This window comes from Pseudomonas sp. GZJR-8 (assembly GCF_002916705.1).
In the GTDB taxonomy this organism is placed as follows: Bacteria; Pseudomonadota; Gammaproteobacteria; order Pseudomonadales; family Pseudomonadaceae; genus Aquipseudomonas; species Aquipseudomonas synxantha_A.
On record NZ_JXSI01000005.1, the window covers coordinates 244,999 to 259,662 of the forward strand.

At 61.6% G+C, this 14,664-nt stretch carries 10 protein-coding genes; all 10 read left to right on the forward strand.

Annotation, left to right across the window (positions count from 1 at the left end; genetic code table 11):
* Window positions 1-17: 17 nt before the first annotated feature.
* The 10 genes from TK42_RS12755 to TK42_RS12800 all read left to right on the forward strand — a co-directional run bounded on the left by TK42_RS12755 (window position 18) and on the right by TK42_RS12800 (window position 14,627).
* Window positions 18-299, forward strand: coding sequence for a peptidylprolyl isomerase (locus tag TK42_RS12755; protein ID WP_005788801.1), 282 nt, complete (start codon window positions 18-20; stop codon window positions 297-299).
* A 130-nt stretch (window positions 300-429) separates the two neighbouring features.
* Window positions 430-2,289: an extracellular solute-binding protein gene (locus TK42_RS12760; RefSeq protein ID WP_032876050.1), complete on the forward strand. Its 1,860-nt coding sequence runs from the start codon at window positions 430-432 to the stop codon at window positions 2,287-2,289.
* Window positions 2,289-3,347 (forward strand): microcin C ABC transporter permease YejB, encoded by a 1,059-nt coding sequence (locus tag TK42_RS12765; RefSeq protein ID WP_032876053.1) that lies wholly within the window; start codon window positions 2,289-2,291, stop codon window positions 3,345-3,347. Before TK42_RS12760 ends, TK42_RS12765 begins: the two co-directional genes overlap by 1 nt.
* Entirely contained in the window at window positions 3,347-4,369 is a 1,023-nt protein-coding gene (locus tag TK42_RS12770) for an ABC transporter permease (RefSeq protein WP_005788807.1), read from the forward strand. Before TK42_RS12765 ends, TK42_RS12770 begins: the two co-directional genes overlap by 1 nt.
* A 10-nt stretch (window positions 4,370-4,379) precedes the next feature.
* Window positions 4,380-5,951 (forward strand): ABC transporter ATP-binding protein, encoded by a 1,572-nt coding sequence (locus TK42_RS12775; RefSeq protein ID WP_103734350.1) that lies wholly within the window; start codon window positions 4,380-4,382, stop codon window positions 5,949-5,951.
* Window positions 5,952-5,973: 22 nt separating this feature from the next.
* Complete coding sequence (locus TK42_RS12780) at window positions 5,974-7,377, forward strand: sigma-54-dependent Fis family transcriptional regulator (protein ID WP_103734351.1); 1,404 nt, start codon at window positions 5,974-5,976, stop codon at window positions 7,375-7,377.
* A 280-nt stretch (window positions 7,378-7,657) separates the two neighbouring features.
* Window positions 7,658-9,049, forward strand: coding sequence for a GntP family permease (locus tag TK42_RS12785; RefSeq protein WP_005788811.1), 1,392 nt, complete (start codon window positions 7,658-7,660; stop codon window positions 9,047-9,049).
* Between the two features lie 7 nt (window positions 9,050-9,056).
* On the forward strand, window positions 9,057-9,830 hold the full coding sequence (locus TK42_RS12790; protein ID WP_103734352.1) for a 3-hydroxybutyrate dehydrogenase: 774 nt from the start codon (window positions 9,057-9,059) through the stop codon (window positions 9,828-9,830).
* 162 nt (window positions 9,831-9,992) lie between these two features.
* Window positions 9,993-11,948 (forward strand): acetoacetate--CoA ligase, encoded by a 1,956-nt coding sequence (locus TK42_RS12795; RefSeq protein WP_103734353.1) that lies wholly within the window; start codon window positions 9,993-9,995, stop codon window positions 11,946-11,948.
* Window positions 11,949-12,089: 141 nt separating this feature from the next.
* The gene (locus TK42_RS12800; protein WP_103734354.1) at window positions 12,090-14,627 is read left to right on the forward strand and encodes a PAS domain-containing protein; all 2,538 of its coding nucleotides are present in this window, start codon (window positions 12,090-12,092) and stop codon (window positions 14,625-14,627) included.
* Window positions 14,628-14,664: the final 37 nt, after the last annotated feature.

The window sequence follows — 14,664 nt, forward strand, 5'->3', positions numbered from 1 at the left end:
TCTAGGAGTTATTCCCCATGGCCAAAGCCACCGCCCGTCACATCCTCGTTTCCACTGAAGACAAGTGCAACGAACTCAAGGCCCAAATCGAAGGCGGCGCTGATTTCGCAGAAATCGCCAAAGCCAATTCGTCCTGCCCATCCAGCCGCCAGGGCGGTGATCTGGGTTCGTTCGGCCCAGGCCAAATGGTCAAGGAATTCGACACTGTCGTATTCAGCGCCCCGGTCAATACCGTGCAGGGCCCGGTTAAAACCCAGTTCGGTTATCACCTGCTGGAAGTCACCAGCCGCCAGGATTGATTCAATCGGCGCAGATGCGATAAACAACGGCCCGCCCTTTGGCGGGCCGTTGTGCATGTGATGACTGGCGATGCCCAGGCCGTTAGCGTACAAATCCCTATTCTTCTTAACCCGGCGTTCAAGGCTGATAATGCGATTGGCTTTTTCATCTCTGCTCTGCTCCACCCTGGCCCTGCTGATGGCCAGCACTGCGGCGATCGCGGCCCCGCAAACCTACCTGACGGTTTACGGCGAGCCCGCCAAGTACCCCGCCGGTTTCAGCCACTTCGACTATGCCAACCCCAACGCGCCCAAGGGCGGCAGCCTGCGGCGCTCGGCGCTGGAGGTCGGGCGGTTTGATCATGTGCTGCCGTATATCGACAAAGGTATTGGCGTGTCTCAGGTCGACGGCTGGGTGTATGCGCCCCTGGCGCTGCGCTCGCTGGATGAGCCCTACACCGTTTATGGCCTGGTGGCAGAAAAAATGGAGCGCGCCGACGACGGCCTGTCGCTACGTTTCTACCTCAATCCCAAGGCGCGTTTCGCCGACGGTACCCCGATTACAGCCGAAGACGTGCGCTACAGCTTCGATCTGCTGATGACCCAAGGCAGCCTGCGCTTTCGCACGTTGTTTGCCGACGTCAAGCACGTCGAAGTCGAAGGCGAGCGTCAGGTACGCTTCGACTTCTCCAGCAACGACAACCGCACCCTGCCCCTGGATATCGCCACCTTGCCGGTGTTCCCGGAGCATTGGTGGAAGACCCGCGACTTTGCCAATGGCGGCGGCTACGAAGCCCCGCTGGGCAGCGGCCCGTACAAGGTCAGCAAGATCGACTCCGGCAGCACCATCACCTTTACCCGCGATCCGGATTGGTGGGGCAAGGATTTGCCGGTCAGCCGTGGCCTGTACAACTTCGATCACCTGAGCCTGGAATACTTCGGCGACACCGAAGTGGCGCGCCAGGTGCTGCGCGGCGGCGCCTACGACTTCAACCGTGAATTCTCCGCCACCGGCTATTCCATCGGCTACAACGGCCCGGCGCTGGACGATGGTCGCCTGCAGCGCGCACACCTGGCCAAAGAGATGCCGCAACCGGCCCAAGGCTATGTGTTCAACGTGCAGAAGCCGATTTTCAAAGATCGCCGCGTGCGCCAGGCCTTGGCGATGCTGTGGGATTTCGAATGGGCCAACCGGCAAATGATGCGCAACCTGTACATCCGCCAGCAAAGCTACTTTTCCAACAGCCCGCTGGCGGCCAGCCAATTGCCGACCCAGGAAGAACTGGCGATCCTGGAACCGTTGCGCGGGCAAATCCCGGATGAAGTGTTTACCCAGGTATTCAAGGCCCCGGTCACCGACGGCAGCGGCATGATCCGCGATAAACAACTGCAAGCCCTGGCACTGCTTGAGGACGCTGGCTGGAAACCGGTGGGTGACAAACTCGTCAACGCCCAGGGCGAGCCGCTGGAGTTCACCTTCCTCAACGTCCAGAACGGGCTTGAGCGCCTGTTGCTGCCCTACAAGCGCAACCTGGCGCAGATCGGCATCACCCTCAATATCCGCCGCATCGACTCGTCGCAGTACGTGAACCGCCTGATGGCCCGTGACTACGACATGATCGTCACCGGTTTTCCGGTCACCACCTCGCCCGGCATGGAGCTGTACAACTACTTCGGCTCCGCCGCTGCGTTCGATCCGGGCGCCAACAACTACATCGCACTCAAGGATCCGGCCGTCGATACGCTGATCAACGGTTTGGTGAAGGCCGACACCCAGGCGCAGATGCTCACCTACGCCCACGCCCTGGACCGTGTGCTGCAATGGAATTACCTGTGGATCCCCAACTATTACCCCCCGGGCACCTCCGCCGCGTGGTGGAACCGTTTCGGCCGCCCGGCGATCGAGGCGAAGAATGACGAAGCCCTGGAAACTTGGTGGGAAGTCAGCCCCACGCCACTGACTAACGAGCAAATGCAGGCCGAGCTGAAAAAACGCGGAGGAGCCCGTTGATGTTTGCCTATATCGTACGGCGCCTGCTGCTGATCATCCCGACGCTGGTGATCATCCTGCTGGTGAACTTCGTGATCGTGCAGGCCGCGCCCGGCGGGCCGGTGGAACAGGCCATTGCCCATCTGCAAGGCATTGGCGGCGGCGGTGTAGCGGGCGCATCCGGCGAAGGTATCAGCGGCTCCCGGGCCAGTCGTGGCCTGGACCCGAAGCTGATCAAGGACATCGAAAAACAATACGGCTTCGATAAGTCCGCACCGGAACGCCTGTGGCTGATGCTCAAGAACTACGCCCAGCTGGACTTCGGCAACAGTTTCTTTCGCGGCGCGACGGTGACCGACCTGATCCTGGAAAAGATGCCAGTTACCATTTCCCTTGGCCTGTGGGCGACGCTGATCACCTACCTGGTGTCGATACCCTTGGGGATACGCAAGGCCGTGCGCCATGGCAGCAGCTTTGACATGTGGAGCAGCACGGCCATCGTGATCGGTTACGCGATGCCGGCGTTCCTGTTTGCGATGTTTCTGATTGTGGTATTCGCCGGCGGTACGTCGCTGAACTGGTTCCCGGTGCGCGGGCTGGTGTCGGAAAACTTTGCCGAACTGAGCACCGTGGGCAAGGTTGCCGACTATTTCTGGCACCTGGTTTTGCCGGTGACGGCGCTGGTGATCGGCGGGTTTGCCACCTTGACCATCCTCACCAAGAACTCTTTCCTCAATGAGATTACCCGCCAGTACGTGGTGACCGCCCGTGCCAAGGGCCTGAGCGAACGCCGGGTGCTGTATGGCCATGTGTTTCGCAATGCCATGCTGCTGGTGATCTCGGGGATTCCCCAAGCGTTTATCAGCGTATTTTTTGCCGGCTCACTGCTGATCGAAGTGATCTTCTCCCTCGACGGCCTGGGCCGCATGAGCTACGAGGCGGCAGTGTCCCGTGACTACCCGGTGGTATTCGGCTCGCTGTTTATCTTCACCCTGTTCGGCCTTTTGATAAAACTCATCGGTGACCTCTGCTACACCCTGGTGGACCCGCGTATCGACTTTGCTGCGAGGAACGCCTGATGCTTGACCTGTCTCCCGTTGCGCGTCGGCGTTTCGAACGCTTCAAGAAAAACCGGCGTGGCTGGTGGTCGCTGTGGTTGTTTATCGGCCTGTTTATCCTGACGCTGGGCGGCGAGCTGATCGCCAATGACAAACCCTTGGTGCTCAGCTTCAAGAACGAACTGTATTTCCCGGTGTTCAAGCGCTACACCGAACAGCAGTTCGGCGGGCAGCTGCCGTTCCAGGCGGATTACCGCAGTGACTATGTGCAAAAGCTGATCAAGCAGGACGGCGGCTGGATGCTGTTCCCGCCGATTCCCTTCAGCGACGACACCCCCAATTATGAGCTGACCCGCCCTGCCCCGAGCCCACCGTCGGCGGTGAACTGGCTGGGCACCGATGACCAGTCCCGCGATGTACTGGCGCGGGTGATCTTCGGCGCAAGGGTGTCGATCCTGTTTGCCCTGGCCTTGACCGCCATCAGCGCCGCCATCGGCATTGCCGCCGGGGCGTTGCAGGGTTACTACGGCGGCTGGGTGGATTTGCTCGGGCAGCGCATTCTGGAGGTGTGGTCCGGCCTGCCGGTGCTGTACTTGCTGATTATCCTGTCGGGGTTCGTCGAGCCGAATTTCTGGTGGTTGCTGGGGATCATGGCGCTGTTTTCCTGGCTGGCGCTGGTGGATGTGGTGCGCGCCGAGTTCCTGCGCGGGCGCAACCTGGAGTACGTCAAGGCCGCGCGCGCCCTGGGCCTGGGCGACGCCAAGATCATTCGCCGGCATATCCTGCCCAATGCCATGACCGCGACGCTGAGCTATCTGCCGTTTATCTTGACCGGGGCGATATCCACCTTGAGCGCCCTGGATTTCCTCGGCTTCGGTATGCCGGCTGGCAGCGCGTCCCTGGGTGAGCTGATCGCCCAGGGCAAGCAGAACCTGCAAGCCCCCTGGCTGGGCCTGACCGCGTTTTTCACCTTGGCGCTGATCCTGTCGTTGCTGGTGTTTATCGGCGAGGCGTTGCGTGACGCCTTCGACCCTCGCTCATGAGTAATTGCCTATGAACCTGATCGAAATCCGCGACCTGTGCGTCGCGTTCAGCGGCCAGACCGTGGTACGCAATCTGAGCCTGGATGTGCGCCCCGGCGAGTGCCTGGCGCTGGTGGGTGAGTCGGGCTCGGGCAAGTCAGTGACCGCCCATTCAATCCTGCAACTGCTGCCGCAAGCCGGTACCGAAACCACGGGCTCGATCAAGTATCGTGGCCAGGAGTTGATCGGTGCAGCGCCGTCTACCCTGCAAAAACTGCGCGGTAACCGAATTGCGATGATCTTCCAGGAGCCGATGACGTCCCTGAACCCGTTGCACAGCATCGAAAAGCAAATCGGCGAAACCTTGCTGCTGCACAAGGGCCTGGGCGGCAAGCAGGCGCGGGCGCGGATTCTCGAACTGCTGGAGCTGGTGGGTATCCAGAAACCCCAGGAACGGCTCAAGGCCTACCCGCATCAGTTGTCCGGCGGCCAGCGCCAGCGGGTGATGATCGCCATGGCCCTGGCCTGCGAGCCGGAGTTGCTGATTGCCGACGAGCCCACCACCGCGCTGGACGTGACCGTGCAGCGCAAGATCCTGCTGCTGCTCAAGTCTTTGCAGCAACGCCTGGGCATGTCGCTGCTGCTGATCAGCCATGACCTTAACCTGGTGCGCAGTATCGCCCAGCGGGTCTGCGTGATGCGCGCCGGGGAAATTGTCGAGCAGGCTGACTGCCAGACCTTGTTCACGGCCCCACAGCACCCTTACAGCCGCCTGCTGCTGGACGCCGAGCCCACGGGCGATGCGCTGTGCAGCGATGCGCGCGAGACGGTGTTGCAAGTAGACAACCTCAACGTCGATTTCCCCTTGGGCGGCGGGTTGTTTCGGCGCAAGACCTGGCTGCGTGCGGTCGACGGCATCAGCCTCAGCGTGCAGCGCGGCAAGACCCTGGGGATTGTCGGTGAGTCCGGCTCAGGCAAATCGACGTTGGGCCAGGCGATCCTGCGTTTGCTTGACTCCACCGGCAGCATCCGCTTCCAGGGTGAGGCCCTCGACCCGCTCAACCATCAGCAGATGCGCCCGTGGCGCAAGCAGATGCAGGTGGTGTTCCAGGACCCCTATGGCAGCCTCAGCCCGCGCATGTCGGTCGAGCAGATCATCAGCGAAGGCCTGGAAGTGCATGCGCCATGCAGCCTGGCCGAGCGCGATGCCCAGGTGATCCAGGTGCTCAAGGACGTGGGCCTCGACCCCGCCAGCCGGCATCGCTACCCCCATGAGTTTTCCGGTGGCCAGCGCCAACGCATCGCCATCGCCCGCGCCCTGGTGCTCAAACCGGCGCTGATGCTGCTCGACGAACCCACCTCGGCCCTGGACCGTACGGTGCAGAAACAAGTGGTGGCGTTGCTGCGTGAACTGCAGGACAAATATGGCCTGACTTACCTGTTTATCAGCCATGACCTGGCCGTGGTGCGCGCCATGGCCCATGACATGATCGTGGTCAAGGATGGCAAGGTAGTGGAGCGCGGTGCCAGTCATGATGTGTTTGATTCGCCCCAGCACCCCTATACCAAAGAACTGCTGGCTGCAGCGCACATCCCTTTGTGATGATCAACAGGATTCTGCCTCCATGAGTACCAGCCTCAAGGATTATCAACACGTTCGCGGCCTGGCCATTCAGTCGTTGTTCGAGATCATCGAGCAGTCCAGCGAAGGCACGGTCATCGTCGACCGCGACGCGAACATCGTGTGGATGAACGAGCGCTACGCCAGGCGTTTCGGCCTGCACAGCGCCGATGAGGCCATCGGCCAGCCCTGCGAGCAGGTGATTTCCAATAGCCTGTTGCGCCAGGTGGTGCACAACGACCGGCCGATACTGCTGGATATCCAGGACACCCCCAAGGGCCCGCTGGTGGTGATGCGCCTGCCAATCCACGATGATGCCGGAGCGGTGATCGGCGCGATTGGCTTTGCGCTGTTCGATGAGTTGCGCAACCTGTCACCGCTGATCGAGCGCTACCTGAGCATGCAGCAAGAGCTGGCCTCGACGCGCTCGCTGCTGCGCTCGCGGCAAAGCAAATACAACTTCGCGCATTTTATCGGCACCAGCGCTGCCAGCCTGGAGGTCAAGCGCCGGGCGCGGCGCAGTGCGAGTGCCGAGTCGCCAGTGTTGCTGCTGGGGGAAACCGGCACCGGCAAGGAACTGCTCGCCCAGGCTATCCACGGTGCGTCACCGCGGGCGCACAAAGCCTTCGTGAGCATCAACAGCGCCGCGATTCCCCACGATCTGCTCGAAGCAGAGTTCTTCGGCACCGCACCCGGTGCATTTACCGGCGCCGACCGCAAGGGTCGCCCCGGCAAGTTCCAGATCGCCCAGGGCGGCACGCTGTTTCTCGACGAAATTGGCGACATGCCGCTGCCGCTGCAAAGCAAATTGCTGCGGGTGTTGCAGGAAAAAGAATTCGAACCGGTGGGCTCCAACGAGATGCTGCACAGCGATGTGCGGGTGATTGCCGCGACATCCATGGACCTGGAGGCAGCGATCAAACGTGGCGAGTTTCGTGCGGATTTGTATTACCGCCTCAACGTACTGCCGATCCAGGTACCGCCGTTGCGTGAACGGCTGGAGGATATTCCAGCGCTGAGCGAGGCGATCCTCGAAGAGCTGCGCAGCCAGCACGAACTGGACCCTGAGGCGCTGGTGTTGCTCGCACAACATGCATGGCCGGGCAATATCCGTGAACTGCGCAATGTGCTGGAGCGGGCGGCGTTGCTCAGTGATGACCTGATGTTGAATGCCGCGCAGGTTCGTGCAGCGATTGGTACGTTCAGCCCAGTAGTCCGTGGCCCGGTGGACGCGATCGAGGGTGAAACCTTTGCGGCGGCGCGGGAGCGGTTTGATCGGCAGGTGATTGGGGCGGCGTTGCAGGCGTGTACCGGGAATGTGGTAGAGGCCGCCAGGCAGTTGGGGCTTGGACGGTCGACGCTGTACAAGAAAATGGTGGCGCTGGGGCTAACTCAGTCTCCATATTGAGACCCAATTCTCAATACAAAGACAATCCATTGTGAGAGGGGCTTGCTCCCGATGGCAGCCTGTCAGGCTGAGCATCTGTACCTGACCCACTGCTCTCGGAAGCAAGCCCCCTCCCACATTAGGTATTTGCTTGTCTCAAAATAGAGATAAAATTTCAAAGCGCTGTTGAAAATTCTGAAAATATTGTTGTTTTTCAAATAGTTAATAACATGGCACACATCTAGCTATAGCCCTCCCACCGCTTCACCCCACAACAATAACAATCCGATGGAGACACACCATGAGTGTGATCATTGCCCTGGCCGCGCTCGCGCTGCTGATGCTGGCTGCGTACCGTGGCTATAGCGTTATCCTGTTCGCCCCCATCGCCGCCCTCGGCGCGGTGCTGCTCACCGACCCATCAGCCGTCGCCCCCGCCTTTACCGGGGTGTTCATGGAAAAGATGGTCGGTTTTATCAAGCTGTATTTCCCGGTGTTCCTGCTCGGCGCAGTGTTCGGCAAGCTGATCGAGTTGTCGGGTTTCTCGCGCTCGATCGTGGCGGCTGCGATCCGCTTGCTGGGCACACGCCAGGCGATGCTGGTTATCGTGCTGGTCTGCGCCCTGCTCACCTACGGCGGCGTGTCGCTGTTCGTGGTGGTGTTTGCGGTTTACCCGTTCGCGGCGGAGATGTTTCGCCAGAGCAATATCCCCAAGCGCCTGATCCCGGCAACCATCGCCCTCGGCGCGTTCTCGTTCACCATGGACGCCCTGCCCGGCACGCCGCAGATCCAGAACATCATCCCCAGTACCTTCTTCAACACCACTGCCTGGGCGGCGCCGTGGCTGGGGCTGATCGGCACGATCTTCGTGTTTTGCACCGGTATGCTCTACCTGGCCCGCCAGCGCAACAAGGCCCAGCGGGCCGGGGAAGGTTATGGCACCGAGTTGCGTAACGAGCCGGAAACCGCCGAGAACCTCAGCCTGCCCAATCCCTGGATCGCGCTGTCGCCGTTGATTCTGGTCGGGGTAATGAACCTGCTGTTTACCCACTGGATCCCGCAGTGGTACGGCAAGACCCACAGCCTCAGCCTGCCAGGCATGAGCGCACCGGTGACCACCGAAATCGCCAAGCTCACCGCGATCTGGGCGGTGCAGGCGGCGTTGCTGGTGGGGATTATCGTGGTACTGGTGTTCGGCTTCTCCGCGATCAAAAGCAAGCTGGCCGAAGGCAGTAAAAGTGCGGTCAGCGGCGCGCTGCTGGCGGCAATGAACACCGCCTCGGAATACGGCTTTGGCGCAGTAATCGCCTCGCTGCCAGGCTTTCTGGTACTGGCGGACTGGCTCAAGGGCATCCCCAACCCGCTGGTCAACGAAGCAATTACCGTGACCCTGCTGGCGGGCATCACCGGCTCGGCTTCCGGCGGCATGAGCATTGCCCTGGCGGCGATGTCCGAGAGCTTTATTTCAGCGGCCCATGCGGCCAATATCCCTCTTGAAGTGCTGCACCGGGTCGCGGCCATGGCCAGCGGCGGCATGGACACCCTGCCCCACAACGGCGCGGTGATCACGCTGCTGGCGGTCACCGGCTTGACCCACCGCGAAGCCTACAAGGACATTTTCGGCATCACGATTATCAAGACCCTCGCGGTGTTCGTGGTGATCGGTACTTTCTATGCCACCGGCATTGTGTGAGGTTTTCATGACGACTTTGAATGGCAAGACCGCCTTGGTCACCGGCTCCACCAGCGGCATCGGCTTAGGGATAGCATTGAGCCTGGCCAAGGCCGGCGCCAACCTGATTCTCAACGGCTTTGGCGACGCCAGCGCGGTGATCGCCCAGGTGCAGGTGTTTGGTGGCAAGGTCGGGCATCACCCGGCGGATGTCAGCGACCCGGCGCAGATCGCCGACATGCTCGCCTACGCCGAGCGCGAGTTCGGTGGCGTGGATATTCTGGTCAACAATGCCGGCATCCAGCATGTGGCGGCGGTGGAAGACTTCCCGGTGGAGCGCTGGGATTCGATTATCGCGATCAACCTGTCCTCGGTGTTCCACAGTACACGTTTGAGCCTGCCGGGCATGAAGGCCAAGGGCTGGGGGCGTATCGTCAATATCGCCTCGGTGCACGGCCAGGTCGGCTCAGTGGGCAAGGCTGCCTACGTGGCGGCCAAGCATGGCGTGATCGGCCTGACCAAGGTGGTGGGCCTGGAAACCGCCACCAGCAATGTGACCTGCAATGCGATCTGCCCGGGCTGGGTGCTGACGCCGCTGGTGCAGAAGCAGATTGATGATCGCGTGGCCAGTGGGATCGACCCGCAACAGGCGCAGCAGGATTTGCTGGCTGAAAAGCAGCCGTCCCTGGAGTTTGTGACGCCGTCGCAGCTGGGTGAGCTGGTGCTGTTTTTGTGCAGCGAAGCTGGCGCCCAAGTGCGCGGTGCGGCGTGGAATATCGACGGTGGCTGGCTGGCCCAATAACCCCCCAGACACCGGAGATCAAAATGTGGGAGGGGGCTTGCTCCCGATAGCAGTGTGTCAGGGTAGACATTTGTAACTGAACCACCGCTATCGGGAGCAAGCCCCCTCCCACATTGGAACGCTATTGTTTGGAAGACCGATACTAGAACAAGAGATTTCGCTATGTCCGACATCCTCTGGCAACCCTCGCCCGAACGCATCGCCAACACACGGATGGACCAGTTCCGTCGCTTCATCAACCAACGCCACGACCTGCACCTCCACGACTACCCTGCCCTGCACCAATGGAGCATCGACCAGCGCCCGGACTTCTGGCAGGCGATTGTGGCGTTCTTCGACGTGCAGTTTCGCAGCCCGCCCAGCGTCACACTGATCGAAGACATCGAGATGCCCAGCGCCCAATGGTTTCCCGGCGCCACCCTGAACTTTGCCGAACACCTGTTGCGCCGCCGCGACGATCACCCTGCCGTAGTCGCTATCAGCGAAGACGGACTGCGTGAACAACTGACCTACGCCGAGCTGGCCGCCCACGTCGCAGGCCTGCAAAGCAGCCTGCGCGCGGCAGGCGTGGGCATGGGTGACCGGGTGGCCGCGTGCATGCCCAACACCTGGCAAACCCTGGTGGGTATGCTTGCCACTACCAGCCTCGGCGCGATCTGGTCATGCTCTTCGCCGGATTTCGGCACCCAGGGCGTCATCGATCGATTCGGCCAGATCGAACCCAAAGTGCTGATTACCTGCGCCGGCTACCGCTATGCAGGCAAAAACATCGACCAGAGCGCCAAGCTCAATGAAATCCTTGCGCGCCTGCCCTCCCTGCAACAGCTGATCATCGTGCCGTACGCCCGGCCTCAGGCACAGGTCGACGATTACCTGAGCCAAGCCCGTGTCACGCTGTGGGACGACTTCTATCAGGCCGGCGGCGTGCCCGAATTTGTCGCAGTGCCGTTCGATCATCCGCTGTATATCCTCTATTCCAGCGGCACCACCGGCATCCCCAAATGCATTATCCATGGCACCGGCGGCGTGCTGCTCACCCACCTCAAGGAACACGGCCTGCACGCCGACCTGAGCCGCAAGGACTGCCTGTTCTACTACACCACCTGCGGCTGGATGATGTGGAACTGGCTGGTGTCGGTGCTGGCGATAGGCGCCACGGCGGTGCTGTATGACGGCTCACCGTTCCACCCCGGCCCCGAGCGTTTGATCGACTTGATCGATGCGGAAAAAATCAGTGTATTCGGCACCAGCCCGAAATTCCTCGCTACCCTGGAGAAAGCCGGGTTGCGGCCACGCCTGAGCCACGACCTGAGCAGCCTCAAGGGCCTGATTTCCACCGGCTCGCCGCTGTCACCCCAGAGCTACGACTATGTCTACCGCGAGATCAAGAACGAGCTGTGCCTGTCGTCGATGTCCGGTGGCACCGATATCGTCTCCTGCTTCGTGATCGGCAACCCGGTGCTGCCGGTGCGACGCGGTGAAATGCAGTGCAAGAGCCTGGCCATGGCCATCGAGGTGTGGGACGACCAGGGCCGGCCGCTGATCGGGGAAAAAGGCGAACTGGTTTGCACCCGGCACTTTCCGGCCATGCCCATTGGGCTGTGGAACGACCCGAACCAGCACAAGCTGCGCGCCTCCTATTTCAGCCAGTTCCCCGGCGTATGGGCCCAGGGTGACTATGCCGAGCAGCGGGCCAATGGCAGCCTGCTGATTCATGGGCGCTCAGACGCGGTGCTCAACCCTGGCGGCGTACGCATCGGCACCGCCGAGATATACCGCCAAGTGGAAAAAGTCCCACAGGTGCTGGAAAGCCTCGCCATCGGCCAACGCTGGCAGGACGATGTGCGTGTGGTGCTGTTTGTGCGCCTCAATGACGGCGTCGAGCTGGATGAGGCGCTGCAACAGCAGATCCGCCAGGTAATCCGTGCCAACACTACGCCGCGCCACGTACCGGCCAAGATCCTCGCTGTCACGGATATCCCTCGCACCATCAGCGGCAAGATCGTGGAGTTGGCGGTGCGCAACGTGGTACATGGGGAGCCGGTAAAGAACACCGATGCCCTCGCCAATCCCGAAGCACTGGAGCAGTTTCGCCGACGCCCTGAACTGGATTTTTAGATGAAAGGTTTCAGCGCTGAACCGCTGTTTTGAAGAAAAGCCGTCAATGCGTGCTATTTTTCCGGGGTAGTCATCCATTGATGATCCTTGGGACAATGGATGTGGTCATTTTTCAAAGCGTCGTGTTCAGGGCTTTTTTTCATGAATGGAACATCCACCGGTAGCGAGGCCGCTGCATTGATCAAGCGGCTGGACTGGGCGCAAAGCCCCCTCGGTGAGGCCAGCGAGTGGCCGCAGAGCCTGCGTACCGCCGTCGATATCGTCGTGCATTCGCCGATGCCGATGGTGCTGTTGTGGGGCCCGCAACTCATACAACTGTATAACGATGGTTTTGCCCACCTGGTGGGCAACAAGCACCCTGGCGCCCTGGGCCAGCCTGCGCACCAGACCTGGCCGGAGCTGCAAAGCTTCGCTGCGCCGGTATACGACGCGGTGCTCGGCGGCCAGGTGCGCACCTTCAGCGAGCAGCGTTTTGTCTTGCAACGCGAATGTCGCGACACCGAAATCTGGCTCGACCTGACCTACAGCCCGGTGCGCGACGAAAGTGGCCAGGTGGCAGGCATCCTGGTCACCGCCATCGAAACCAATGAACGGCGCAGCAAAACCCTGGAACTGCAGCAGCGTTCCGAAGCGAGCCTCAAGGCCCAGCACAACACCGAGCAGCGCCTGCAACTGGCACTGGCGGCGACCGATGCCGTGGGCACCTGGGACTGGGACATCGGTGAAGATCACTTTATCGCCGATGCACATTTCGCCTACCTGCACGGTGTCGACCCGAGTGACGCCGGCCTGCTGCCCATCAGCGCCTATCTGCTCGGCGTGCATCCCGAAGACCGTGGCATGGTCACGCGCAGCATCAAGCATTGCATCACCTTCGGCACTGAATACGCCGAGGAGTACCGCCTGCTGCAAGCCGACGACCAAGTGCGCTGGGTGTTTGCCCGTGGCCGCTGCTACAAGGACCAACAAGGCCGACCCGCACGCTTCCTCGGTGCCGCGCTGGACCTCACCGAGCGCAAGCACACCGAACAGGCGCTGCGCCAGAGCCAGACCGAGCTGCAACTGATCATCAACGCCATGCCGGTGTTGATCGGCTACGTGGACCATGAGCAGCGCTTTCGCCTGAACAACAGCGCCTACCTCGACTGGTACGGCAAGACGCCCCAGGAGCTGTACGGCAAGACCATCCGCGAAGTGCTCGGTGATGAGGTGTATGCCGGACGAATAGACAAGATCGAAGCGGCCCTGAACGGCAAGGCGTGCAGCTTCATGACCCTCACGCCCCATCGCGACGGCCGCCCGCGCCACGCGTTGATGAAATACCTGCCGCGCTTCAGCAATGACGGTTCGGTGAACGGCTTCTACATTTTTGTGATCGACGAGACCGAACGCAAACTCACCGAGGAAGCCCTGCGTCATCTCAACGAGAACCTCGAAGAGCGTGTGGCCCAGCGTACCCAGGCGCTGGCCGAGGCCAACCAGCGCCTGCAGAACGAGATGTTCGAGCGTGAACGCGCCGAAGACGCCCTGCGCCATGCGCAGAAGATGGAAGCGGTGGGCCAGCTCACCGGCGGTATCGCCCATGACTTCAACAATATGCTCACCGGCATCATCGGCAGCCTGGACCTGATGCAGCGCTATATTGCCGCCGGGCGCAGCGATGAGATTGGCCGCTTTGCCGATGCCGCCGTATCCTCGGCCCATCGCGCCGCCGCCCTCACCCACCGCCTGCTGGCGTTTTCGCGGCGCCAGTCGCTGGACCGCCGCCCCACCGATCCCAACCAGTTGGTGGCATCCCTGGAAGATCTGTTCCAGCGCACCAAGGGCGCGCATATCGCGCTCAAGGTGCAACTGGGCAAGGACATCTGGCCGGTGAACACCGACGCCAGCCAATTGGAAAACGCCCTGCTCAACCTGGTGATCAACGCCCGCGACGCCATGCCCGACGGCGGCGAGTTGCTGATCGAAACCGCCAACAGCTACCTGGACGGCACCGACATCACCACCCTGGAGCCGGTCAAGGCCGGCGACTACGTAATGCTCGGCGTGAGCGACAACGGCAGCGGCATGGCGCCGAAAATCCTCGCCAAGGCATTCGACCCGTTCTTCACCACCAAGCCTATCGGCCAAGGCACCGGCCTTGGGCTGTCGATGATTTACGGCTTTGCCCAGCAGTCCGGTGGCCATGTAACGATCCAGAGCGAACCGGGCCAGGGCACCTGCGTGCGCCTGTACCTACCGCGCCTGCACGGCACCGCACTGGAAAGCGACCTGCCCGTCAGCCTCACCGAAGCCCCGGTGGCCCTGGCCGGTGAAGCCGTGGTGGTGGTCGAGGACGACCCCGCAGTGCGCATGTTGGTGGTCAACGTCCTCGATGAACTGGGCTATACCGCGCACCAGGCGGCCGACGCCCGTGCCGCGCTGCCGCTGCTGGAGTCGGATTTGCGCGTGGATTTGCTGGTGACCGACGTCGGCCTGCCGGGCATGAACGGCCGGCAACTGGCGGAAATCGCGCGCCAGCATCGCCCCGGCCTGCGGGTGTTGTTCATGACCGGTTATGCCGAGAAAGCCGCTGAGCGCCAGGGCTTTTTGGAAGACGGCATGGACATGGTCGCCAAGCCCTTTTCGATCGACCTGCTGGCCACCAAAATCCGCAGCATGATCGGCGGCGAGGCCTGAGTTCAGGCATAATCGCGCGCCGTCGCACACCTGGTAG